Genomic DNA, 24,461 nt, shown 5'->3' on the forward strand with positions numbered 1-24,461 from the left:
TCCATTATATCCACTTCCTACCAATTATTATTTCTATATAATATTAAAACCATATTTCGTTCACAATATATTACAATCGCGCCTTAATATATATTCATATTACCTATTATATATTTTACCATAATATGTTATTATCTAAAAACAATTCAAAATAATATAACTTAAATATAATTTAATTTTAATAAATAAACTTATATGAAAAAAGATACTATCTCACAAACTAAATCATGAAATACTATCTTTTAAATTTCATTTTTTCATTCCTTAATTCTTTCATTAATTATGCACTTTGCATCATTTATAAACTCCGGAGGAGTTTTTTCCCTAATTATGCATTATCCATTACGCATTATGCATTATCTACAGTTTTTCTATTTCCCTTCTCTCACCCTTGAGATTATTAACCTTACTTCTTCTTTTATTTAATTCCTCTTCTACATCTTCTAAGGATATTCCCATTTCAACCATAGCAACTAAAAGATGATAAATTAAATCCCCAATTTCTCCTACTTGTTCTTCTTTGTTATCATTTTTTGCACTAATGATAACTTCCGTACATTCTTCTCCAAGCTTTTTAAGTATCTTATCTATTCCTTTATTAAATAAATAGCTTGTATAAGATTTCTCATCTCCATTTTCCTTTCTTCCCTTTATTACCTGATAAAGTTCTGCTATAACCTTCTCCATTTTATCGCCCCTTATAATAACTTTTTATGAAAGCAGCTTCTTTCCCCAGTATGGCAAGCTACTCCCTTTTGTTCAACTAAAACTAAAATAGTATCTAAATCACAGTCTAAATATAGTTCTTTAACAATTTGAAAATTCCCAGAAGTAGCTCCCTTATTCCAAAGTTCTTGTCTACTTCTACTATAAAACCAAGTAGTTTTATCTTCTAAAGTCTTCTTTAAGCTTTCCTTTGACATATAGGCAAGCATTAAGACTTCTTTAGTTTTATAATCTTGTACTATAGCTGGAAGTAGTCCATTTCCCTTTTCAAAATCTATTAAATCAATATTAAAATCCATATCTATAACCTTACCTCTATATTATTTTCCCTAAGATATTTCTTAACTTCATTCACTTTAAGATTTCCATAGTGAAATAGTGAAGCTGCTAAAGCTGCATCAGCATTTCCATCTATAAACACCTCTTTAAAGTCTTCTATTTTACCACATCCGCCTGAAGCAATTACTGGAATATCTACTATATTACTAACTCTCTTTGTAATTTCAATATCAAAACCCTTTTTCGTTCCATCAGCATCCATTGAAGTTAATAATATTTCTCCTGCACCTAAACTATGAGCCTCTTCTATCCATTTAAATAAATCAATTCCTGTATCTACTCTTCCACCATTTATATAAACAGTCCAGTTATCTTTATATTTTTTCTTTGCATCAACAGCTAAAACCATACATTGATTTCCAAAGTAATAAGCACCTTCTTGAATTAACTTTGGATTTCTAATAGCAGCAGAATTTAAACTTATTTTATCTGCACCTGCTCTTAATATTCCTCTAATTTCTTCAATAGTAGTTATTCCTCCCCCTACAGTAAAAGGAATAAATATTTTTTCAGCTACTCTTTCAACTACATCTATTATAGTTTTTCTTTTTTCATGTGATGCAGTTATATCTAAAAATACTAATTCATCTGCTCCTTGCTTATAGTATTCTTCTGCTAAATCTACAGGGTCTCCAACTTCCTTTAATCCTACAAAATTAATTCCCTTAACTACTTTTCCATCTTTAACATCAAGACAAGGGATAATTCTTTTAGTATGCATAATATCACCTACTTACATAGATTTATAGCTTCTTTAATATCTATAGTTTTAGAATAAATAGCTTTACCAACTATACATCCATAAACATCTAGAGCTTTTAAAGCAATAATATCATTAATATCTTTTACTCCACCAGAAGCTGTTACATCAATTTTAGTAGCTTCACTTACATCCTTTATTATTCCTACATTACTTCCTGCTAAAGTTCCATCCTTACTTATATCTGTAACAATAATATTACTTACGCCTATTGCTTCCATATCCTTTATTAAGTCCATATAATGAACATCACTTTTGTCTATCCAACCTTTTGTGCAAATATAGCCATCCTTAAAGTCTACAGCAACAGCAATTTTATCTCCAAAATCTTTTACTACTTTTACTAATAAATCTCTATTTTCTATAGCAACAGTACCTAATATAACCCTTGCTACTCCCCCATCTATTAAAGCTTTAATGTCATCATAACTTCTTATGCCTCCACCAACTTCAATATCTATCTTTAAAGTTTTTACAACTTCCAATATAGTATCTTTATTAACTAATTTTCCTGCTTTAGCTCCATCTAAATCAACTAAGTGAATTAAATCCGCACCACTATCTACAAAAGACTTTGCTAACTCTATAACACCCTGTCCAATAAAATCCGTTTTATTATAATCACCTTGAAATAATCTAACTGCTTTACCACCAATAATATCAATAGCTGGAATTACCTTCACCTTATCATCTCCCCAAATTTTTTTAATAAATTAAGACCTGTTTCTCCACTCTTTTCTGGATGGAACTGCATTCCTATTACATTATCTTTTCTAACTATTCCAGGAACTTTTAATCCACCATAATTAGAATAAGCAATAAGATTTTCATCCATATATTCACAAGCCATAAAACTATGCACATAATATAGGAAATTATCCCCAGATAATCCACTTATAATATCATCATTATTGTTAATAAGTATTTTATTCCATCCCATATGTGGAATTTTAACCTTTTCCTTTGGTTCAATTTTTCTTATATTACCTTTAATTAAACCTAGCCCCTTACATCTATCTCCTTCAAAGCCTTCTTCAAATAATATCTGCATACCTAAACATATTCCAAGAAGTAATTTTCCTTCATTAGCTAAGTCTTTTATAAATATATCTAAATTATCATCCTTTAGATTATCCATAGCCTGTTTAAAGGCACCTACTCCAGGTAATATAACAGCACTTGAATTTTTAATTACCTCTTTATCCTTTGTAACAACTGATGGAATACCTAAAAAGTCTAAAGCATTTTTAACACTTTTTAAGTTTCCCATTCCATAATCAATAATAGCAATCATACTACCCCACCTTGCTAAATATTTAATGATCCCTTTGTAGAAAGTACCATTTCTCTATCTTCATTATAAGAAATTGCTTCCTTTAAACATCTTCCATAAGCTTTAAACATAGCTTCTATCTTATGATGATCATTTGAACCGTATAGAATTCTAAGATGTAATGTAGCTTTAGAATTCATAGCAACAGCTCTAAAGAATTCCTTAGTCATCTCTGTTGAAAAGTTTCCTATTTGTTCTCTTTTAAAATCTCCTTCAAAATGTAAGAAACTACGTCCACTTAAATCTATGATAGCTTGACATAAGGTTTCATCCATAGGTAAAAATGAATTTCCATATCTCTTTATTCCTTTTTTATCTCCTAAAGCCTTATTTAATGCCTTACCTAAAGAAATTCCTATATCTTCAACTAAATGATGATCACAAACATCAATATCTCCTTCTGCAAATAAATCAATATCTATATAACTATGAAATGAAAATAAAGTAAGCATATGATTTAAAAATCCAACTGGAGTTTTTATATTACTTGTCCCATTGCCATCTAAATTGATTTTCAAGGAAATACTTGTTTCTTTCGTAGTTCTATTTATACTAGCTATTCTATCCATATAGCCCTCCTTATAAGAAAATTTTTTTTATAGCTTCTGAAACTTTTGAGTTTTCTTCTTCTAAGCCAATAGTAATTCTAAATCTTTCATCTTCAAAAACTCTTATTTTTATATCTTCTTTTTCTAAAGCTTCAATTAATTTTTCTTTAAATTCAGTTTTTCCATATATAAAGTTTGCTTTAGAAGGATAAAATTTAATTTTAACTTCTTTATATTTATTTAAAGCTTCTCCTTCAATTTCTTTTAACTCCTTATAGAATCTTTCTCTTTCAGAAATAATGTAATTTACATTATTTAATAAATCTTTACTATCCTTTAAATAGTTTATTCCTATTTCTTGAGATACTGAATTCACATTATAAGGTGTCTTATACTTTAGTAATTCTTCAATACTTTCTTCATTTCCTATTAAAAATCCAACTCTTAAAGCAGCTAGTCCCCATGCTTTTGATAAAGTTCTTGTTACAAGTAAATTCTTATATTCATTTATAAGTGGAATAACTGATACTCCATAAAACTCGTAATAAGCTTCATCTACTAAAACAACCTTATCTTTAAATGCATCAAGAATCTTTCTTATATCTTCAAGAGTAAATCCATATCCTGTTGGATTATTAGGATTGGAAAATAATATCAATTTAACATCATTACTTTCTCCTAACTTAATAAAATCATCTACATTAAAGCCCTTATCTAAATCAATATTATACTTAACAGTTCCACCTTCATTTATATTTGTATAAAAATCATACATTACAAAATCAGTACTTAGTGTTAACATCTTATCTCCCTTAGAAATAATTTTACTAATAACTAAATTAAGCATTTCATCTGATCCATTACCAGCAATAACATTTTCCTTTTTTACTTCTGCATATTTACTATATGCTTCCCTTAGTGCATCACTATCACTATCTGGATATCTATTTAATTCAACATTTTTTAAAGCTTCTACTACTCTAGAAAGCTTATTTTCATTTATTTCAATGGGACTTTCATTTCCATTTAATCTTATTTTTGTACTATTATTATTTGAATAAACCCCTATATCATTAATCATTTTCTAACCTCACCTTTATAGAATTTCCATGAGCTGTTAACCCTTCTTTTTCTGCTAAAAGTATTATCTTATCTCCTACACTATTTAAAGCTTCCTTTGAATAGTGTAAATATGAGCTTCTCTTAATAAAGCTATCTACACCTAATGGTGATGAAAATCTAGCTGTTCCATTAGTAGGTAAAACATGGTTTGGACCAGCAAAATAATCTCCTAACGGTTCTGGTGAATAATACCCTAAAAATATTGAGCCTGCATTTTTAACTTGTCCAAGATAAGCAGCAGCATCCTGAACCATTAACTCTAAATGCTCTGGTGCAATTTTATTTGATATTTCTATACACTCATTAATATCCTTACATATAACGCACATACCATAGTTATTTAATGAAGATTCTATTATTTCTCTTCTTTTTAATGAAATAATTTGTTTATTTAGTTCCTCTACTACCTCTTTATATTTTTCATAAGAAGTTGTTAATAATATAGATGATGCTAACCTATCGTGCTCAGCTTGTGACATTAAATCTGCTGCAATATACTTGGCATTAGCATTTTCATCTGCTACTATTAATATTTCACTAGGTCCTGCAACCATATCTATATCAACATCACCAAAAACTAACTTCTTAGCTGTAGCTACATATATATTTCCTGGACCTACTATCTTATCTACCTTTTTTATACTTTCCGTTCCATATGCTAAAGCGGCTATACCTTGAGCACCACCAGCCTTGTATATTTCACTAACACCTGCTAATTTTGCTGTTACTAAAATATATGGATTAATTCCTCCATCTGCTGAAGGTGGTGTAATCATTACAATTTCTTCAACTCCAGCTACCTTTGCTGGTATTACATTCATGGCAACTGAAGATGGGTATGATGCAGTTCCCCCTGGTACATATACCCCTATTCTTTGTAATGGTAATATTATTTGCCCCATAAATATTCCATTTTCTTTTTCTATTAAATATCCACTTTTAACTTGCTTTTTGTGATATTCTTCAATATTATTAATTGCTAATTTCATAGCATTAATGAAATCTTCTTCTACCTTATCAAATGCTTTTTCTATTTCTTCATTAGAAACTCTTAATTTATCTATATCAACCTTATCAAATAGCTTTGTATAATAATTTAATGACTTGTCCCCATTTTTTCTTACATCCTTTAAAATATTTTTAACTACATTTAAAACATCCGTACCTTCTTCTTCTCTATTTTGTATGATTTTTAAAATATCACTTTCTCCATCCTTAGATAAATCAAATATCTTCAACATAGCCCCACCTCTTTATTTATTGCTTATTGATTGTCTTACACTTTCTAAAATAAAGTCAATTTCCTTTTTCTTAAGCTTAAAGCTTGCTTTATTGACTATTAATCTAGCACTTATATCTTTTATTTCTCTTGATACTACTAATCCATTTTCCTTTAACGTAGTTCCAGTCTCCATAATATCTACAATTCCATCACATAAACCAAGAATTGGAGCTAACTCTACTGAACCTTCTATTTTTATAATTTCTACATCTATATTATTTGCTTTAAAATAATCCTTAGCCACCTTAGGATACTTTGTTCCAATTTTTATATGACCTTTCATTTTAAACAAGTCTTTATCTGGCATAGATGCTACTATAAACTTACATTTACCTACCCCTAAATCTATAAGTTCATAACAATTATTACTTTTTTCTAAAAGTGAATCTAATCCTACTATACCTACATCTGCTACCCCATGTTCTACGTAAGTTATACAGTCATTAGATTTTACTAGAAAATAATCTATGTCATATCTAGTATCATTAAAAACTAATTTACGTCCTTTATCTTTTAAATTATCTACCCCAAAACCAGCTCTTTCGAATATCTTAATAGCTTCTTCTTCTAATCTACCTTTTGTTAAAGCAATACTAACCCCCATAATATTCCTCCCTAACTATTCTTATTTCCTTTTCTTCAGTTGAAGGTATTACCTCAACTACATAGCCTTCACTTCTAAGCTTAATACTTTCTTTAATAGCTTCTATTTCTTTTTCTTTATTAAATATAATCTTAAACTTAGTTTTAAGCTCTAAATTCATTGGTAATATACTTACTAATTCATCTACGTTTATAGAAAAGCCTATAGCTTTAAAATCTTTTTTACCAGACTTTATTAAATTGTCATATCTTCCACCACTTAAAACTACATTACCTGATCCTTCAACGAAACCTCTGAAAATTATTCCAGTATAGTAATTAACATTTGGTGTCATTCCTAAATCAAAAGTTATATAATCTTTATAGCCTAAGCTTTCTAATCTATTAGCCAAACTTTCTAAAGTCTTTATGCTTTCTAACATTTTTTCATTAAAGGATATTTCCTTATAACTATTAAGAACTTCTACTCCATCACCAAATATAAAAGGTAATTTATAAAAAGTATTCTTTATATTTTCATCTAGATCTAACTTTTCTAAAAGTAAATTTAATTCTTGTATTTTCTTATTTTCAATTAACTCAGATAATAATACCTTTTCTTCCTTTGATATATTTAAGTCCTCTATTGAAGATTTAAAAAAGTTAACTTCTCCTATCTCAATCTTAAAATTCTTTGCCCCAGTTGATTTTAATGCTTCGATAGCAATTATTAAAACTTCTAAATCTGAAAAATCTTTTTCCTTTGTAATTAACTCAATTCCACAATCGGTGTACTCATTTCTTTTTCCACTAAAATCTTCGAAAACTCTAAATATATTTGATGTATATCTTAACTTTATACTTTCATTTACATTCTTAAATCTTGTAGAAACAAGCCTTACTATAGGAATTGTCATATCTGGTCTTAGAGCTAATATTCTTCCTTTAGAGTCAAAAAACTTATAAATATTCTCTTCTCTTAATCCTGAATACTCATACCTGAAGCCATCATAAAACTCTATACTAGGTGTAATTACCTCCTTATATCCCCATAAATCAAAGGTATTATTAATTAAATTTATAACTTTTTCTCTTTTTATACACTCTTCATTAGTTAAATCTCTTGTCCCATCAGGAATAATATTCTTATACATAAGCCCCCCTTTATTACTTTATCACTTTAAAGTGTTATAAAAATAATACACCCATATTTTTCCACTGTCAATTATTTATTAGAAAATTTACAAATTTAGAAAATAATATTTAGAAACTCATTATAGAAAAAGAAATTGATTTTACTAAAATGCAGGGAACACTTGATTGTGGAATGAATATAATTTATGTACTAGAAAAAAATAATTAAAGCCATATTTCATAATCTTCATATTAACGTAACTAAGGAGCCGTCCACTAATTTTTAGTGTGAAGGCCCCTTAAAATTGTTTTTTCTATTTACATTTCACTTAATTTATTTATTTCTTTTTCAGTTAACCTATATACAGTCCACTCATCCATAGGAACAGCTCCTAAGGATTTATAAAATTTAATTGATGGCTCATTCCAATCTAGACATGACCATTCCATCCTCTTGCAACCTTCTTCTTTCGCTTTTTTACCAAGGAACTTAAAAACTTCTTTTCCTATTCCTCTACCTCTAAATTCTTTTTTAATAAAAAGATCTTCTAAGTATAACCCACTTCTCCCATTAAAAGTTGAGAAGTTATAAAAATATAAAGCATATCCTATAGCTTTTCCATCTAATTCTACAATTACTACTTCAGCTCTGTTATTTCTAAAAATAGATTCTTTTAAAATCTCTTCAGTAGCAACTACTTGATCTGATAGATTTTCATACTCCGCTATTTCCTTTATAAAAGATAATATAAGACTGCAATCTTCATCAGATGTTTCTCTAATCTTTAAATTTTCTATACTTGTCCCATAATATTTCATAAATATCCCTCTCTTTAGCAATAAATATTCAGCGTTTTAACCAATATCTCTAAACATTGCTAAATTACACCTTTCGCACACTTTTTCTTTTAGCTCTTCAAACCCATATTTTTCATAAAGTTTTAGAGCCTTATATAAAACAGAATTTGTTTGCAGAGTAACTCTTTTATACCCTAGAGCTTTTGCAAGTTTAAGTGAGTTTTCCATCATTATATTTCCAAGTCCTAGACTTTGAAAATTTTTATTTAGATACATTTTTCTTAGTTCGCATGTATCTACATCAATCTTATAAACTCCATAACTACCAATTATATTACCTTTAAATTCTATAACTTCAAAATCCCCATTATTATCCATATAGTATTTTTTTATATTGGTAATATCTAAATCCTCTACTTCAGGATTTAACTCTAATCCATAATCACTTAAAACGTCTTTAACAAGCTCTAAGACTTTTTCTTCATCTCCAGGCCTAGCCTTTCTTATAATTATATTTTTCATATATAGCCCCCTTATTTTAACAATGTAAAATGAAGAATGTAAAATGTAAAATTAAAGAAGAAACTCCTAACGGAGTTTCTAAAATAGATACATTTTATTAGTTGTAATTATATCAACAATTATATTTTAATTTTAATCTTTTTACATAAACCCCTCATCGTAATTATTATATTAACATTATTATAAAGGTTTTTCTATACAATTTCATCAATTTCATCGACTTTTTTTATTAATTTTTTAAAAGCTATAAATGCTAATCCAATTGCAAGTAGGAAAATTACTAATTCTATTATATAAATATTAGTTATAACTCCTAATTGATATAGTGCTGCTGGGAAGTTTATCACTGCATGACATATTATAGCTATAAAATAGTAAATATATTTTCTTTCTTTTACTGCATAAAAAACTATAATAGACAACGAAATATGAATTAACATTGCTGTGATTCTTTCAACCCCTGCCATTAACCAAAAGAATGAACTACTATTCACAAATTGATTGTAGGTTGCGCTTATCACTTCTTCTGAAGCTAAAGCTCCTTCCATTACTGACTGAAAAGTTCCATTGTTAATAAATATTGAGTAAACAATAGCATTTAAACTACTTATTCCACCAATCAGTATAGCTTCTATTCCACCATGACCAACTCCATAGGTTATAGCTGTTATATCATTTCTATCTTTTATTAAATATTTAAATGATATTAACCTAGCTGTTTCTTCAAAAATACCTGCCATTAATCCACCATAAAGCATATATGCTACTGGATTACCTAATAAGAATTCTGCTGTACCCTTATTAATATTCAAAATGTAATTATGAATAGGTGCTTCTAAAATTTGAACTGCAATAAAAAAAGCCAACATTCCTATAAAGAAAGTTTTTAAACTAACCTTATATTTAACCTTTAAGTAGATAATTCCACCAATAGGGAAAGCTAAACATATAATTAAACTAATACTCATAAAAAATATTGATAAGTTACTGACCATTTTATTATCCCCCTTATAAATTATAAAAATATTAAATTGATGACATTAAAGTAATAAACAAAATAATAAATATAGATAATGCTAATGATTTTTTATTTGCAAAATTTATTGTATATCCAAGCCCAACTCTTTTTTCAATCATAAAAGCTGGATCATTTTTATTATAATAAAACATTCCTAATATCCATTTACTATCATCATCTTTATAAGCCTCTTCTTCATCTATCTTTTCTTCTGCATCTCTTTCTTTCATCCCTATTTTTATAAATACTAATATAAAAATAATCATAATTATAGTCACTAATATATTTATATATAGAATAAGTCTAGATGAATAGAAGTTATAAATAATACCCAACTGAATTATTGAATAAAGTATAATAACCCCAACCTCACTAGCTAATAAAAATAAAGAAATTAATCTTTTAATTTTTTTCTTATATTTTATTGTACTTTCAATATTAGTGCTATTTAAATCAACTCTTGCTCTTAAACTTATTTTTGCTAATAAATATATAAACAAACACATTATTATACCTATAATAGGAAATTTATATATCTCAAAGGTTTCATAATTAATTAAATCTTCTCTTCTTATATAAGTTAATACTAAAAGAATTATAGGTAAAATCATAGGTATTAAGAATATCCAATCATTTAAAGCCTTATATTTCTCATCCTTCTTTGGCTTTCTTAAAGTCGTATCTACAATTACAACATTATTCCCTTCGTAATTCCAATTATTTTTTTCTTTTAATTTTTTTAGTCTTATATTGTATATAAAATAAATTATACTATAAAGAACAACAGATATAATTGTAGTAACTCCTATAATTAAAGCTATAACCTCTTCACTGCTGCTTATAAATATAAATAAAACTATATTTAGTACAACTACTAATATTGAAAATGCTAATAAAACAACTCTTTTATATTCTCTCTCTAAATCTTTAAGTTCTTTTTTATCTTTAAATATTTTAGGAATACGAATTCCAAAGTATATTCCACTATTAGAAAAGCTATTTATATAATATGATAATATTCCTAGAGATATAATTGTAATATTAAATACTATAATAGATTCTATATTATTCAAGAGAACACCTCCTATAATTTATACTCCTATTAATACTAAATATATAACTAATACTATTATTAAAATAAAAGGAAGGACCATTATTATTAATCCTATTGGATTTCCTAAATTAACATCCCAACCAATTCCCACTCTTTTCTCTATAAATATACTTGGATCTTTTTTATTATAATAAAAATTGCCAAATATCCAATTTTTATCATCATCCCTATATATTTCTTTATCTTCAACATTAATTTTGATATTTTTCCCACCTTGTCCTATTTTATAACTAATAACAGAAAAAATTATTGTAGTTATTAATATAATAGGTAAGAAAACTACATTTATAGCCTTTACATTCCATGAAAAAATAGTACAGATTTGTATAAAAGCCATCATCAATGTAATTTCTATAGTAATTATAAATAATAATATAGAATTTATTCTTTTAAATACTTTTCTTTGCTTCTTAATTTCTTCTAATGTTCCACTATTAATTTCAACTTTACCATTTATAGCAAACTTATTTATTATAGCTAAGAATATTATCATTCCAGCTTGATATAATACTGGAAATAAAGCTAAATAGAAAAAACCTTTAAAGCCTTCTTTATTTACAAAACTATCTGCAATTCCTTCTGCATTGTAATGAATAGGAAAAGTATTCGGAACATCCTTATATGCTATAAGAGTTAAAATAAATGTAACTAAAGGAATTACTAATAATAACATAAAATTTCTAGTTTTTATTACTACATTATCTTCTCTTATCTTCGGCTTTCTAATTGAAGTATCCACAAGAACTACATTTTTCCCAAGGCTCTTCCATCCTTTGTCTTCTTTTAACTTCATCATTTTATTCCAATATATAAATATAGGTATATTCGTAACAATAATTAAAGCAAATGTTAATAATAAAAATATAGATATTTTTGAAATGAAAACACAAAGCAAATTGATTATGAAAATTATTGGTAATACAAAAATTAAGTAATTTCTCTTATACTCTTTTTCTAGCTTTAGTATATCTTCATCTTTTTCATATTCCTTTGGAACTCTAACTCCGAATATTATTCCATTATTTGAAAACTTATTTACACAAAATGTAGAAATAAATAAAAATATACTGACAAAAATAGTTGATCCTACTAAAAATACTTTCTCCACTATTTTTCACCTTCTCCTTTATGAAAGTCTAGGAAAACCTTATCTATATACTTTTTAATTTCATCCTTATCTATACTTCTATTAAAACATTGGGCCATATAATAATATAGATTATCATTTAATTCCTCCTTAAATCTCTCCTTAGATTGATCTAAGTTTAAAGATACTATTGCCCCTTTTCTTCTATCTATTTTTATATAACCTTCTTCTTTAAGAATAGTATATGCTTTATTTACTGTATGCATGTTGACACCAATATCTTCTGCTAAGGCTCTAACGGAAGGTAACTCTTCATCTTTTTCAATATCTCCTTTAGCTATCCCCTCAATCACCTGATTTTTTATCTGTATATATATAGGAACTTCTGAATCAAAGTCTATTCTTAAAATCATTAAAACACCTCTCTTCTGAATGTAAAATGTAAAATGTAAAATGTAAAATTAATGTGAAAACTCATTCTGAGTTTTTTAATGAAAAAATGAAAAGCTTCTTTGCTGAAGCAAATCAGCATGAAAAAATGAAATAATTTATGCATTTTTAATTTTGTAGCTATTTAACTAGTTCTTTTATTTTTTAGGAATTTATAAAAATATTACCCTGTGATTAATTTTTTATCTGTATATATAGGAGCTTCTGAATCAAAGTCTATTCTTAAAATCATTAAAACATCCCTCTTCTTAATGTAAAATGTAGAATGTAAAATGTAAAATTGATGATGAAACTCCATACGGAGTTTCTACAAATAAATTTTTGTAATTTGGAACAAATTACTTCAATAATTCTTCATTCTACATTTTTCATTTTTCATTTGGGCTGTTTACAGCCCACTATAGTTTGTTGAATAGTTTCACAGCAGTTGTATTTAAAATTACTGTTACAACTCCTAGTACTATTAACTCATAAATTACTGTGCCTAATAAAAATAGGTTTATATTTTGTATTTTTACATAAATAAATATTAAAACTGGGATTGCTACTATAGCTGCAGAAATTAGCATTTGTATAATTACGCTTGCTCCTTGTTTTACTACAGCTGTTTCTGAAACCCAATTAAACTTAGGGAAATATAAGTTGACTATTACTCCTACTATTGGTACTACTATAGAAAATATAATTGATATAATCATAAGCCAAGCTATTTGAGCTAATGATAGCTTTAATGAAACTGCAAAAATTATATCTGAAACTACTACAGCTGGTACAACTAAAATCAAATTTAATGCTATCTTTGCTTTAAATATTACTGTTGGATTTATTGGACTACATTTTAATATCCATAAATTCCTTCCTTCTAATGATATAGATGAATTAGTTGTGCAAGATAAAACTAAAGTTCCACATACAACCACTATAACAAATATAGGAATAATTTCTTTTACAAGTTCTACTTCAAGGATGCTAGCAAGTACACTTTCTCCCATAAATAAAGTAGCTATTGACATACCAAGTAATAATATTGGTCCAATAATTGTATTTATTACATATATAGGTGATGCAAAGTATCTCTTTATTTCTTTTTTTAGTAATGCCATTAGCTGTGTAGAACTTTTCATTTCTTTTATTTTATAATTAGCTTTTTTATAGCTTTCTTGAAGCTTTGAAGTTATACTCTTAAAGCTATTATTAAATATAACCACAAATAATGCGAAAACTAATACTGATAGTACTAAAAATAATAAAGTATCTATAATATTATTATTTGCTAGACCTCTTACAGCTAAAATTGCTGGAGGATAAATTTTTAAAACTCCCTCTGTAATAGATGCACTATTAGCAACAAAATAACTTATAAGATCATTTGCTTTAAAAGATGCTATAAAAATTAAAAATACAATGCCTAAAGTTCCTAATGTAATTATTAAATTTTTATGCTTAAATCTTGATGATACATAGCTTATTCCAAAGGCAATTATTGAAGAAAAAACTATTGGAATAAGTGGTAATGATAAATATACTAATATTAAATTTAAAAAGAATAATGGTGATATATTGCTATATCTAAAATAAATTATTGCTGCTGGTATCAAAACAAATAATTGAAAAAAATAATTAGTGACTAGTAATTGTGTCATTTTTGATATTAATATATCACTTTTCTTTATTGGTAAGCTCATAAGTAAATCATGATCTTTAAATGAAAATAAAGTGCCTTGAGCTTTATATATTGAAGTAAAAAATATCATTCCTGAGCTTAATATAAAACCTGTTACTAAAAGAATATCTAACATACCTATTTGTTGTAAGCCTTTAGCTAAAAGCTCAAAGTATAATATTGCCATAACGAAAAATATAATAGCACTAAATACAATTGTTCCTGCTAAAAAAATAGCTTTATTTTTTTCAACCTTTGATTTTTCTTTAGTAAGTTTATTAATACCGATAGAGGTACTTAAGTTTACTTTTAAAAGACTTCCTAGCTTACTCATTATCTATCAACTCCATAAATATATCTTCTAAGGAACTATTTCCTTTTACATCTTCCATTTTTCCTTGAGAAACTATAACTCCATCCTTAATTATAGCTACCTTATCACAAAGCTTTTCTGCTACCTCTAAAACATGTGTTGAAAAGAAAATTGCTGCTCCTTCTTTGCATAAAGCCTTCATTTCTTCCTTTAATAAATGTGAAGCCTTTGGATCTAAGCCAACAAATGGTTCATCTAAAATTAATAACTTTGGTTTATGAAGTAAAGAAGAAATAATAACTAATTTTTGTTTCATTCCATGAGAATATGATGATATTAAATCACCTAAAAAGCTTGTCATTTCAAACTTATCACTATAGTGTTTAATTAAATATTCTCTATCACTTTTTGATACATTAAAAATATCTGCAATAAAATTTAAATATTGAATTCCAGTTAATGATTCATAAATATCTGGATTATCTGGTATATAGGCAATATTACTTTTACACTTCATTGGATCTTCTTTAATAGATACGCCATCAATTAATATATCTCCATCTTCAAAGTCTAGAATTCCAACTATAGATTTTATAGTAGTAGTTTTACCTGCCCCATTATGACCAATAAAAGCAAATATTTCACCTGCATTTACTTTAAGAGAAATATTATTTACAGCTTTTTTACCATTTTTATATGCTTTTGAATAATTTATTACTTCTAACATTTTAACACCTCTTTTTATTATACCTGTTATATTAATACTATAACAGCTATAATAAAAAATCAATATTTTTTTAAAATTTTATACTTTACACCTCATTCATATATGGTAAAATTATATAAGTCGGTATTCTATGAAACCGAACTTTGCAAAAATTATTTTTTGCCGAATTATATCCTTTATAAGGAATAAGAACGGAGGAGTTAAAATGTTAAATACTAGAGGGATGGGGAAATCCCATGAAAATGTTAGGAAGATGGTAATAATAGCCATGCTATCTGGGATATGTTTATTCTTAGGATTAACAGGTCTTGGATTCATACCTTTACCACTTTTTAAACTAACAATTTTACATTTACCAGTAATAATAGGAGCTATAATTGAAGGACCAGTTGTAGGTGGTTCGATAGGCTTAATTTTTGGCTTATTCTCAATTTATCAAAACATAACAGCTCCAACACCAATGTCACCATTTTTTTATAATCCATTAGTTTCTGTTGTTCCTAGAGTTCTAATCGGTGTTATATCTTATTACATTTATAAGTTTATAAGAACTAAACTTAAAAAGGTTAAATTGTCTATTACTGTTGCTGCTATTTTTGGCTCTTTGGTAAATACAATTGGTGTTCTTGGTACTATTTATCTAATTTATTTTAAAGATTATGCTGCTATACTTATGGAAAAAGGAACAATTGCCTCAAATTCAGTAAGAGCAGTTTCTACAGCACTATTAGCTGTAATTGGTACAAATGGAATTGCAGAAGCTGTACTATCTGCTTTGATAGTAACTCCAATAGTAATTGCAATCTTTAAAATGCAAAAGAAGAGTTTTTAAAAAATATTAATAAATTGATTTTTTAAGGTTATTTGAATTTATTTCAGATAACCTTTTACAGTTTGTACTATTTTTATACTTAAAAAGAATATCATTCCTATAATGTAATAAACTTTATAGTTTATTCAAATTATTTTTACACAATATAATATTACAAAGTTATTAAAAAGCTTTGTATTAACTTTTAAGGAGGTATTTATTATGGCAAGTAGTACAAAATTAGTACCAGAAGCAAAACAAGGTTTATCAAAATTTAAAAATGAAGTAGCTAATGAAATGGGTGTTCCATTCACAGACTACAATGGAGATCTTTCTTCAAAACAATGCGGTAGCGTTGGTGGAGAAATGGTTAAGAGAATGGTAGAACAATACGAATCAAAACTTAAATAAAACTAAATAATAAAAAAGCAGTAGTTATGAGATTTTTCTCAAAACTACTGCCTTTTATTTATCATCACTTTAAGTATTCTCCTCACTTTTTTTACGAGCAGATATTACTAGAAATAATATTCCTATAGCTCCTATAGAGCTTAAAATAACCCAAAAGATTACACTAGATTCATCTCCAGTTTTAACAGGTTCAGTTTCAATTATATCAGTTATAGAGTCAACCTCTTCTTCTATCTGTATAATTGTTTTATATACATTATGAAAATTTGCTTCGTCTAGTTTTTCAGTTTCATTATTTTTATAAAGAATTGAAGCCGCCTCTAAACCATCTCCATTTTCTTTGTTAGTTACATAAACTGTAAGATTATATATATTATTATCATAAGTGCAATCTACATTATTACCTTCTTCTTGCCATATTTTATAGTTATAGATTCCTACACTTGAAAAAGTCATTTCTGGAAAAGACTTAGTATCTTCTTCACCTGATATAGTGATACTATAAATTCCATCTATAGAACCATCAGGCATTGGATTATAAATATCATCAGCTTTTAGAGAAATTGTAAATCCCTCTGCTTCCTTAGGTAATGTACCTTCTAGAGAAACTGAAGCCTTGATTTTTGTTATTGGCAATTCATCTGCCAGCACAGGTGAATTTATCATCGTAAGATACATGATCAATATGAGCAAAGTTATTGTGATATTATTTATATTTTTCCTCATCCTCAATATCCCTCCTATTCTGCTGGCATATGTGGTTCCATCACAGCCAGAATAATCGTCCTTGCATCAGTAAATTCACTTGAGCAAGTAGTTAATGCCAGAATCTGTGTATTCGCCTTTTTAGCCTCTTCAAAGGTATCTTTATGAAGATAAATCGCATTTTTCTCTACATAATTATGTAAACTATTTATATCTTCATTTCTCTGCGCTGTTTCAAATATCATATCTTCTGAGGCTCCTACCAATAAGTAAGCGTAAACTTTCAAGTCATATCCTCTATCAGGCAGAATCAAAGTTCCTGTTTTATTTTTATTAAAAAATTCTTTTTCTTTGTAAAGATCAAGATCTCCAAACATTTTATGATTAGCCATATGGTGGCCATATAACAAATTATATTTATCATGAAAATCTGCATCACAACGAGAATCTTCGTATATACTTCCAGCTAAAGAAAAATCACCATAAACATCAGTATTAATGTACGTTAGATTAGTTTCACCATGCACCACCGGATAATCTATATTAGTATTATCCATAGTGAGCCATGCACAAACATCTGGATTTATTGCTAATAACTTTTTAAATGAATCCATTCTATCAACTGAATCATCCATCTCTGGTTTGAATTCTAGCATATCATCTTGTACATTTTCTGCTTCTTCATAAATATGTTGATTATCCCAAAGGGCATAGACTGAATATGCACCTGCAGTGCAAAGTAATGATATTACTATTAAAGTTACAAGGGCATTTGACACCCTGAGAAAGATTTTCGAAAACCTCACGTGTCACACTCCTTAAGATTTATTAATAAAATTAGGTATTGAAGGGCCAAAATCCCTTCAATCCTATATTATTAAACTAATTTACTAACTTAGTTATTATTAGCAGTACGTTTCTTTGTAAAGAAAACTCCCATACCAACTACAACACCAGCTAAGATTATAATATAAGGTAGGTTGTCCACTATGATTCCTGTATCAACATCTCTTTGCTTGTTATTTGTAATTGTAACTGTATCTTGAGCTGAGTCTACTTTTTTATTGTTATCAGACCAATTATAAGTAGCAGCATCATAGTCGTAGTCATCACCAGTATAATCATCTTCAACTACTGTATAAGTAACTCCATAAGGAACATTACCTAAAGTAATTGTTTCACCATCTTTTAAATAGAAAGTAGTTGGAGTTCCAACAGTAATGCTAGTAGGATTAGTTTCTATAGTACCGTCTTCTGCAATATTTTTATAAGAGGTCGGACTAATTGAAATTGTGCTCTTAACGTCCTTATTTGTTGGAGCGTTTAAAGTAACATTTACTGCGAAATAACGATCTGTTTCACCCATATTACCAGTAACTTTTTTGCTAATTGCTAAGCTACCAGCAGAATAAGTATTATTAATACCATCTACCTTATTGTCCTTGTTATTTGTGTCTCCATGGTGTAGAGCTGTAGTTCTAATTAAACCTTCATCTCCTTTACTAACAGTAACAACTAAATAATATGATGTTTCATTATAATCAACACCTGCAGTATTTCCAACAGCTTCAGTTATCTCGTAAGTATATTTACCAACCTTATAATAAGTAGGTAAATCTATAGAGAATTCGTTAGTTACTACTCCTTCTACAGTAGTAAATGAATACTCACCCTTCTCAAAGCTAGGCATTATAGTTTCAGTCGTATCAGTCATTCCATGGTTTTTAATTTTAAAAGTAATTGTTTCAGAAGGACTACTAGTTCCACTATTAACCAAATCATATATCTTATTAAACGTTATAGTTTTTTCACCACCGTTAGTGATTGTTCCAGTTTCTCCTTCTGCAAAAACAATGGTACTCATGCTTAATACCATAACTAATGATAAAATAAATGTAAAAATTTTCCTCATAACTTCTTCCTCCCCAAAAATTGATTTTATTATTTATGTTACTCCCATTTTAATGAGAGAGAGAAACATACAATTTAATTTTTTAACTTACAATCCCCTTCTTCGTAGAATCGTAATAATTTTACTCTCAATATCATTTATAGATATTGATCCAAAATCACGACTATCTTCAGTTTGAGTACGATAGTCCCCTAACACGAAAACAGAATCATTAGGTACCCTATAAGGGTATTCTAAATTTGTCTCTTCCTTAATATATGTAGGATACATAATTCCTCCATCTTGAATTGTGCCATTTACAATTAGCTTTCCACTATCATCTATTGTTACTACATCATTTTCACAGGCTGCAATACGTCCAAGATAAGTAGAGTCATTGTATTTGTAAGTTATAACATCATTTTTTGAATATTTCTGTTGTACTCTAAACCCAATTATTAAGTCACCATCTTTTATTGCAGGAAACATTCCATTTCCAGTAACTTGCGTAATTAAAAAGAATTGTGAAAATAATATATAACCTACAATTATCAATAAAATAACTCTAGTAACTAAACTTCTATATTCAAGTTTTATATATAAATCATTTCTTCTTTTTTTAATAACTTCGTCTATGTTTGTCTCTTTATTGATTGCATTAACCATTTCTAGGCTTCCTCCACAGAGGTATATATTTCATTAGAAAAAATACTTTCTCTATGCAAAATACCATGTTCTTCAAGGAGAGCATCATACCTTTCTCTTTCTGCAACAAGAGCCATAGTGTACATATTATTTAATTCTGTAATCTTCTTCCATACATCTTCTTCACTTACTCCACCTAAGAATTTCTTTTTAAACTGTACTTTTTTAATCCATTCAATAATAATTTCTTGTTCGAAGTTAAGTGGTGTTATTGTAGAATTATTAGAAGTTTTATCTATTACTTTTTCCATCTATAAGCCTCCTAAATGTCATTTTCCTTCTTTCTCTTGTTAATAAAGAATATTCCACCACCAATAATCACAACTACTAAAATTGCTATATAAGGTAAGGAATCTAATATAACTCCAGTATCGATTTCAACATTTTTCGTATTAGTTACAGTAATATTAACGATTCCCGTATCATATTCCCCAAGTTCAATAGTGCATACCCCATTTTCCATTGTGAATTCTTCATCATTTATAGAGACAGTAACATCATAATCATAATCATCTTCGCCTTCATTTTTAATTGCATCTAATTCTGACAATATAATAATAGCATCAGCTGGAATTTCTATAAGCTCATCAAATATTCCCTTATGCCCTAATTTAAATGAAACATTCTTATATTCCTTATTGTTTTTCTTAACAATAGCATTAAAGTTAAATTCTTTTGTAGTATCACCCATATTCCCTGCTACTACCTTCTTAATAATTACATCCTTAGTTACTGTTACATCAGCTGTATCTGATTTTGGATAAAATGAATTGCTTGTCATAGTAGCTTTATTAGTAATTGTTCCCGGGATATTTTCCCCTTCTACAGTAGCAACAATTATATATGATTTTGATTTATCTTTAGATAAAGATAGTCCTTCTTCTAAAATCAATATATTATTTTCAATCTTAGGTGCTTCTATACTATCTCCTATTCTTACACTTTCTATTTTTATTCCATTTGGAATATTATCTATAACTTTAATATCATAAAGAGTTATATCACTTTCATTTAAAACCGTTACGGTATATGTGATTTTATCTCCTATTTTTGCTGATGTTACATTGGCATTTTTTATTATTTTATAGTTAATATTAACGCTTACTTCCAAACCATCTATGTCCCAGCCACCAGCTCCTGTTTTAACAGTCAAAGTAAATTTTCCATTTTCATTAATAATACCATTAAAGCTTCCTATATCAATTAATATGAAACCATTTTTGCTGTAAACTTCTTTTTTATTACCGCTTGGAAGATTAATTGTGATAGTACTTTCACCACTAATTATTTCTATAGGGGAATATTCATCTGTAACCTCTACCTTTGTATTATTAATCTTCACATAATTTATCTCTTTGATAGTGCTATTTTTTTGTACTTTAAGCACTAGAGTAGCATTTCCATTAGAATCTACAAAAATACCTTTTGCCTCATAATGCCCATTGGTACTAGGCATTGATGCTTCAAAGAAGTTTTCTGCTGTGTAAGATTCGTTAGCATAAGCCTCAATTTCATCTTCACTTAATGTAGATATAGGTGAATTTACTGTTGATTCTTCATTATAATTTGAACTATAATTATTTTTTTTATTGTCTAAATTTTCATCAGTAATAGTGCTAATATTCTGATTATTATTAATAGTATTTAAATCTAAACTTTTATTATCAGTAATATTACTATTTATATTTTTATTATCAACTGTTCTAGTCTTCTGTTTTTCATTATTTAAAGTTTTACTATTTATATTTTCATCATCAGTAATCTTAGAATCCAAATTTGCATTGTCAGCTGTGTTCCCATTCAGATCCTCTTTATCATCAGTATCAGAAGTTAGATTTTCTACTGAAGTAGTTTGTATATCTAGGTTTTCTGCTTTTGCAGAAACTCCACTTCCAGGTAACAATATGCTACTTATGGTTAAAGCTACTATAAGCAAGCCTGCTAGCCATCTTGTAGTATTTTTCTTTCTTTTCATACCACATCTTGTATTCATAAATTATACCCTCCTGACCTACTGTATTACCTCTTCATTATTAAGCATCATTAAAAAATGCCAAATTATCTGCGCGGAAAAAAATCATATTAAACGCCATTTCTTATGTCAGCAATTTTATTAGTAGTTATATGGAGATAATATGTTCATTTCCAACAGATTTACAGAGATTATTCTGATTATATAGTGATTTAATCTCAATTTTAAAAACTCAATTGACAATTATTTTCATTAAATTATATCACTGTCTTTATTGAATTATACCACCATTTTTACTAAATTATACCGCTATTATATATTGTAGTCAACGATTTGACATTATATTTTGAATATTATTTATATTATTGTTGACTATAATTTATACATTTTTTACTGTTTCTCCATGATTTTTCTACATCTTATCTAGCTTTTTCTAATAACAAAAAAGCTAGATATAGGTTATTCCTATATCTAGCTTTCACTTTTAAAATAAGTTAATTCATACTTTTTACAGATTATTAATAGCTGCTTTTACTGCTTCTACATCTTCATCTGTTCCTTGTCCATCAATTTTACGAAGACAAGTAATTCCATATTCAGCTTCAATTTTGTCAGCTGCAAAACAATATGATTCAGCATGTTTATCCATGCTACCATTTACAACAACTCCACGAACTAACTCTTTATTTTTATCTAAAAATTCTCTTGTGATCTTTGTAATTTGACCAAATCCTTCATTACGTGTAACAAGAACACATTCTTCATTTAATGCCTCACTAACACTTTGGGTTGGCATTCCTAATTTTTCGGCAAATGCTTTTCCATTGCCGAATCTGCTATCATATACTACTAGCATATCCTCATCTCCTTTTTATGTATTAATTTAACTTATTATACCATAAAAAAATGAAATTGTAAGAACTTTTAAATTATTTTGCAAAATTTAATCTTCTTAAATTCAATTTCATTCAATCATATATTAATTGTTCATTCTTATCTTATAAATTACTACTATAACTATAATACACATATTATAAATAATACTGAAAACACTAGAATTTCCTCATTTCACTTAACCTTTTTAATACATTGATATATAATTTTTTAAAATCTTCTATAAATTTTTATACACAAAAAAAATCCGTACAAATCACATTTGCACGGATATATTGGAGCGAAAGACGGGACTCGAACCCGCAACATTCACCTTGGCAAGGTGACGCTCTACCATTGAGCCACTTCCGCATACTACTTACCATTCCATGATATAATATCATAGTTATTTGGTCAATACTATTTTTTAAAAGTATTTCTCTCAAAATTCCAAAAGAATGTGGTGGCTTACCCGGGAATCGAACCCGGTACACCTTGATTAAAAGTCAAGTGCTCTACCGAATGAGCTAGTAAACCACGATGGTGCGTGTTAAGAGATTCGAACTCCTGGCCCACGCCTTAGAAGGGCGTTGCTCTATCCAGCTGAGCTAAACACGCATCTTTTCCACGAGAAATATAATAACCAATTTGTCGTATCTTGTCAACAGCTTTTTTTATTTAAATTAAAATTTCTCTAAGAAAATATTAACTATTACCAATTGTAAAGTTATGTTATTATAAACCTAAAAGATAAATAGAAATTTATGGAGGATATATAATGATAAGACACATATGTATGTTTACATTAAAAGATGATAACAAAGAAAAAAATATTAATGATTTCTTTAAAGAAATAGAAAAGCTAAGAGATTTATCTACAATAAAAAAATTCAACGTAGTTAGAAATGTTGAAAATACACCAGCTTCTAATTACGATGTAGCTTTAATTTTTGATTTTGAAAGTGTAGAAACATTAGATGAATATCAAACATGTGAAGAGCACTTAGAATTCGCAAGATTTTTAGCTACTATTAAAGTAGATAGAGCCTGTATTGATTTTGAAATCTAATTATATATTTTTAGGGAGGCGTTAAGAAATGACAAACCCACTTTTGATGGGAATGGAAGGAGTTTTTATTCCAGTAAAAGACCCTAAACTATCAGCAAATTGGTATGAAGAAATACTTGGTTTTAAACTGCTGTACATTGAAGAAGAAGCAGCTGTATTAAAAATTTCAGAACAATCTCAAACAGTAGTCTGTCTTGTAAAAACTTTAAATCATCAACCAATGAAATTCCCAAATAATAATTTTGGTGTAGGAAAATATTATAATTTTATTCCTCATAATATAGAAGAGGCTCACAAGTTCTTACTTGAAAAGAATGTTAAGGTAAATCCAATAGATGAAGAAGGAGATTCTAAATTCTTTACTTTCTATGATCCAGATGATAATCCACTAGGTGTTTGTCAGTAGAAAAATTAATTTATTCCTTTAATTAATATTATTAACCCAATACGAAGAATAAAGGTCAAGCATCAGCTAGACCTTTATTCTTTATTTCTTCATTCTTTAA

At 27.7% G+C, this 24,461-nt stretch carries 29 protein-coding genes and 3 tRNA genes; 4 read left to right on the forward strand and 28 right to left on the reverse strand.

Annotation, left to right across the window (positions count from 1 at the left end; genetic code table 11):
* Positions 1 to 360: 360 nt before the first annotated feature.
* From hisE to QK892_RS03175, 18 genes are all read right to left on the reverse strand, one after another.
* The gene (gene hisE / locus QK892_RS03090) at positions 361 to 687 is read right to left on the reverse strand and encodes a phosphoribosyl-ATP diphosphatase (protein ID WP_317272063.1); all 327 of its coding nucleotides are present in this window, start codon (positions 685 to 687) and stop codon (positions 361 to 363) included.
* Positions 688 to 698: 11 nt separating this feature from the next.
* The gene (hisI, locus tag QK892_RS03095) at positions 699 to 1,025 is read right to left on the reverse strand and encodes a phosphoribosyl-AMP cyclohydrolase (protein ID WP_394855000.1); all 327 of its coding nucleotides are present in this window, start codon (positions 1,023 to 1,025) and stop codon (positions 699 to 701) included.
* Between the two features lie 2 nt (positions 1,026 to 1,027).
* Positions 1,028 to 1,786: an imidazole glycerol phosphate synthase subunit HisF gene (gene hisF / locus QK892_RS03100; RefSeq protein ID WP_317272064.1), complete on the reverse strand. Its 759-nt coding sequence runs from the start codon at positions 1,784 to 1,786 to the stop codon at positions 1,028 to 1,030.
* A gap of 8 nt (positions 1,787 to 1,794) precedes the next feature.
* Positions 1,795 to 2,508: a 1-(5-phosphoribosyl)-5-[(5-phosphoribosylamino)methylideneamino]imidazole-4-carboxamide isomerase gene (gene hisA, locus QK892_RS03105; RefSeq protein WP_317272065.1), complete on the reverse strand. Its 714-nt coding sequence runs from the start codon at positions 2,506 to 2,508 to the stop codon at positions 1,795 to 1,797.
* On the reverse strand, positions 2,505 to 3,119 hold the full coding sequence (gene hisH, locus QK892_RS03110; protein ID WP_317272066.1) for an imidazole glycerol phosphate synthase subunit HisH: 615 nt from the start codon (positions 3,117 to 3,119) through the stop codon (positions 2,505 to 2,507). The genes hisA and hisH overlap by 4 nt, the downstream gene beginning before the upstream one ends.
* 14 nt (positions 3,120 to 3,133) lie before the next feature.
* Positions 3,134 to 3,727, reverse strand: coding sequence for an imidazoleglycerol-phosphate dehydratase HisB (gene hisB, locus QK892_RS03115; protein WP_317272067.1), 594 nt, complete (start codon positions 3,725 to 3,727; stop codon positions 3,134 to 3,136).
* A 10-nt stretch (positions 3,728 to 3,737) separates the two neighbouring features.
* The gene (gene hisC, locus QK892_RS03120; RefSeq protein WP_317272068.1) at positions 3,738 to 4,787 is read right to left on the reverse strand and encodes a histidinol-phosphate transaminase; all 1,050 of its coding nucleotides are present in this window, start codon (positions 4,785 to 4,787) and stop codon (positions 3,738 to 3,740) included.
* Positions 4,780 to 6,069, reverse strand: coding sequence for a histidinol dehydrogenase (gene hisD / locus QK892_RS03125; protein WP_317272069.1), 1,290 nt, complete (start codon positions 6,067 to 6,069; stop codon positions 4,780 to 4,782). The genes hisC and hisD overlap by 8 nt, the downstream gene beginning before the upstream one ends.
* Positions 6,070 to 6,081: 12 nt before the next feature.
* A complete protein-coding gene (gene hisG, locus QK892_RS03130; RefSeq protein WP_317272070.1) occupies positions 6,082 to 6,714 on the reverse strand; it encodes an ATP phosphoribosyltransferase in 633 nt (210 codons plus the stop codon).
* Entirely contained in the window at positions 6,704 to 7,846 is a 1,143-nt protein-coding gene (gene hisZ / locus QK892_RS03135) for an ATP phosphoribosyltransferase regulatory subunit (protein ID WP_317272071.1), read from the reverse strand. The genes hisG and hisZ overlap by 11 nt, the downstream gene beginning before the upstream one ends.
* A 298-nt stretch (positions 7,847 to 8,144) precedes the next feature.
* Positions 8,145 to 8,645 carry a GNAT family N-acetyltransferase gene (locus tag QK892_RS03140; protein WP_317272072.1) on the reverse strand — a complete coding sequence of 167 codons (501 nt, stop codon included), beginning with the start codon at positions 8,643 to 8,645 and terminating at the stop codon, positions 8,145 to 8,147.
* Positions 8,646 to 8,681: 36 nt separating this feature from the next.
* The gene (locus QK892_RS03145) at positions 8,682 to 9,146 is read right to left on the reverse strand and encodes a GNAT family N-acetyltransferase (protein WP_317272073.1); all 465 of its coding nucleotides are present in this window, start codon (positions 9,144 to 9,146) and stop codon (positions 8,682 to 8,684) included.
* A 194-nt stretch (positions 9,147 to 9,340) separates the two neighbouring features.
* Positions 9,341 to 10,141 carry a YhfC family intramembrane metalloprotease gene (locus QK892_RS03150; protein ID WP_317272074.1) on the reverse strand — a complete coding sequence of 267 codons (801 nt, stop codon included), beginning with the start codon at positions 10,139 to 10,141 and terminating at the stop codon, positions 9,341 to 9,343.
* 31 nt (positions 10,142 to 10,172) lie between these two features.
* The gene (locus tag QK892_RS03155; RefSeq protein ID WP_317272075.1) at positions 10,173 to 11,237 is read right to left on the reverse strand and encodes a DUF5808 domain-containing protein; all 1,065 of its coding nucleotides are present in this window, start codon (positions 11,235 to 11,237) and stop codon (positions 10,173 to 10,175) included.
* Positions 11,238 to 11,255: 18 nt separating this feature from the next.
* Positions 11,256 to 12,386, reverse strand: coding sequence for a DUF1648 domain-containing protein (locus QK892_RS03160; protein ID WP_317272076.1), 1,131 nt, complete (start codon positions 12,384 to 12,386; stop codon positions 11,256 to 11,258).
* Positions 12,386 to 12,778: a GntR family transcriptional regulator gene (locus QK892_RS03165; RefSeq protein WP_317272077.1), complete on the reverse strand. Its 393-nt coding sequence runs from the start codon at positions 12,776 to 12,778 to the stop codon at positions 12,386 to 12,388. Before QK892_RS03165 ends, QK892_RS03160 begins: the two co-directional genes overlap by 1 nt.
* A 435-nt stretch (positions 12,779 to 13,213) precedes the next feature.
* A complete protein-coding gene (locus tag QK892_RS03170; RefSeq protein ID WP_317272078.1) occupies positions 13,214 to 14,812 on the reverse strand; it encodes an ABC transporter permease in 1,599 nt (532 codons plus the stop codon).
* On the reverse strand, positions 14,805 to 15,518 hold the full coding sequence (locus QK892_RS03175) for an ABC transporter ATP-binding protein (protein ID WP_317272079.1): 714 nt from the start codon (positions 15,516 to 15,518) through the stop codon (positions 14,805 to 14,807). Before QK892_RS03175 ends, QK892_RS03170 begins: the two co-directional genes overlap by 8 nt.
* 205 nt (positions 15,519 to 15,723) lie before the next feature.
* Between QK892_RS03175 and QK892_RS03180 the strand changes: the two genes are divergently transcribed.
* Together QK892_RS03180 and QK892_RS03185 are read left to right on the forward strand one after the other, a co-directional pair.
* On the forward strand, positions 15,724 to 16,350 hold the full coding sequence (locus tag QK892_RS03180; protein ID WP_317272080.1) for an ECF transporter S component: 627 nt from the start codon (positions 15,724 to 15,726) through the stop codon (positions 16,348 to 16,350).
* Positions 16,351 to 16,551: 201 nt separating this feature from the next.
* Positions 16,552 to 16,740 carry an alpha/beta-type small acid-soluble spore protein gene (locus QK892_RS03185; protein ID WP_317272081.1) on the forward strand — a complete coding sequence of 63 codons (189 nt, stop codon included), beginning with the start codon at positions 16,552 to 16,554 and terminating at the stop codon, positions 16,738 to 16,740.
* Positions 16,741 to 16,809: 69 nt separating this feature from the next.
* Here QK892_RS03185 and QK892_RS03190 read toward each other — a convergent pair whose 3' ends face one another.
* From QK892_RS03190 to QK892_RS03235, 10 genes are all read right to left on the reverse strand, one after another.
* A complete protein-coding gene (locus tag QK892_RS03190; RefSeq protein ID WP_317272082.1) occupies positions 16,810 to 17,466 on the reverse strand; it encodes a Spy0128 family protein in 657 nt (218 codons plus the stop codon).
* A 14-nt stretch (positions 17,467 to 17,480) separates the two neighbouring features.
* Positions 17,481 to 18,251, reverse strand: a complete 771-nt coding sequence (srtB, locus tag QK892_RS03195; protein ID WP_317272083.1) for a class B sortase — start codon at positions 18,249 to 18,251, stop codon at positions 17,481 to 17,483.
* Between the two features lie 89 nt (positions 18,252 to 18,340).
* Positions 18,341 to 19,357: a DUF7601 domain-containing protein gene (locus QK892_RS03200; protein ID WP_317272084.1), complete on the reverse strand. Its 1,017-nt coding sequence runs from the start codon at positions 19,355 to 19,357 to the stop codon at positions 18,341 to 18,343.
* 87 nt (positions 19,358 to 19,444) lie between these two features.
* Entirely contained in the window at positions 19,445 to 20,002 is a 558-nt protein-coding gene (gene lepB, locus QK892_RS03205) for a signal peptidase I (protein WP_317272085.1), read from the reverse strand.
* A gap of 2 nt (positions 20,003 to 20,004) precedes the next feature.
* Positions 20,005 to 20,292 (reverse strand): hypothetical protein, encoded by a 288-nt coding sequence (locus tag QK892_RS03210; protein ID WP_317272086.1) that lies wholly within the window; start codon positions 20,290 to 20,292, stop codon positions 20,005 to 20,007.
* Between the two features lie 11 nt (positions 20,293 to 20,303).
* The gene (locus QK892_RS03215) at positions 20,304 to 22,034 is read right to left on the reverse strand and encodes a hypothetical protein (protein ID WP_317272087.1); all 1,731 of its coding nucleotides are present in this window, start codon (positions 22,032 to 22,034) and stop codon (positions 20,304 to 20,306) included.
* A 487-nt stretch (positions 22,035 to 22,521) separates the two neighbouring features.
* Positions 22,522 to 22,869 (reverse strand): class Ib ribonucleoside-diphosphate reductase assembly flavoprotein NrdI, encoded by a 348-nt coding sequence (locus QK892_RS03220; RefSeq protein WP_317272088.1) that lies wholly within the window; start codon positions 22,867 to 22,869, stop codon positions 22,522 to 22,524.
* Between the two features lie 314 nt (positions 22,870 to 23,183).
* Positions 23,184 to 23,258, reverse strand: a tRNA-Gly gene (locus tag QK892_RS03225).
* Positions 23,259 to 23,347: 89 nt separating this feature from the next.
* Positions 23,348 to 23,423, reverse strand: a tRNA-Lys gene (locus QK892_RS03230).
* Positions 23,424 to 23,427: 4 nt separating this feature from the next.
* Positions 23,428 to 23,504 (reverse strand) — tRNA-Arg (locus QK892_RS03235).
* Between the two features lie 160 nt (positions 23,505 to 23,664).
* Between QK892_RS03235 and QK892_RS03240 the strand changes: the two genes are divergently transcribed.
* Both QK892_RS03240 and QK892_RS03245 read left to right on the forward strand, forming a co-directional pair.
* Positions 23,665 to 23,955 carry a Dabb family protein gene (locus QK892_RS03240; protein WP_317272089.1) on the forward strand — a complete coding sequence of 97 codons (291 nt, stop codon included), beginning with the start codon at positions 23,665 to 23,667 and terminating at the stop codon, positions 23,953 to 23,955.
* Between the two features lie 28 nt (positions 23,956 to 23,983).
* The gene (locus tag QK892_RS03245) at positions 23,984 to 24,361 is read left to right on the forward strand and encodes a VOC family protein (RefSeq protein WP_317272090.1); all 378 of its coding nucleotides are present in this window, start codon (positions 23,984 to 23,986) and stop codon (positions 24,359 to 24,361) included.
* Positions 24,362 to 24,461: the final 100 nt, after the last annotated feature.

This window comes from Clostridium lamae, assembly GCF_033043255.1.
GTDB lineage: Bacteria > Bacillota > Clostridia > Clostridiales > Clostridiaceae > Clostridium > Clostridium lamae.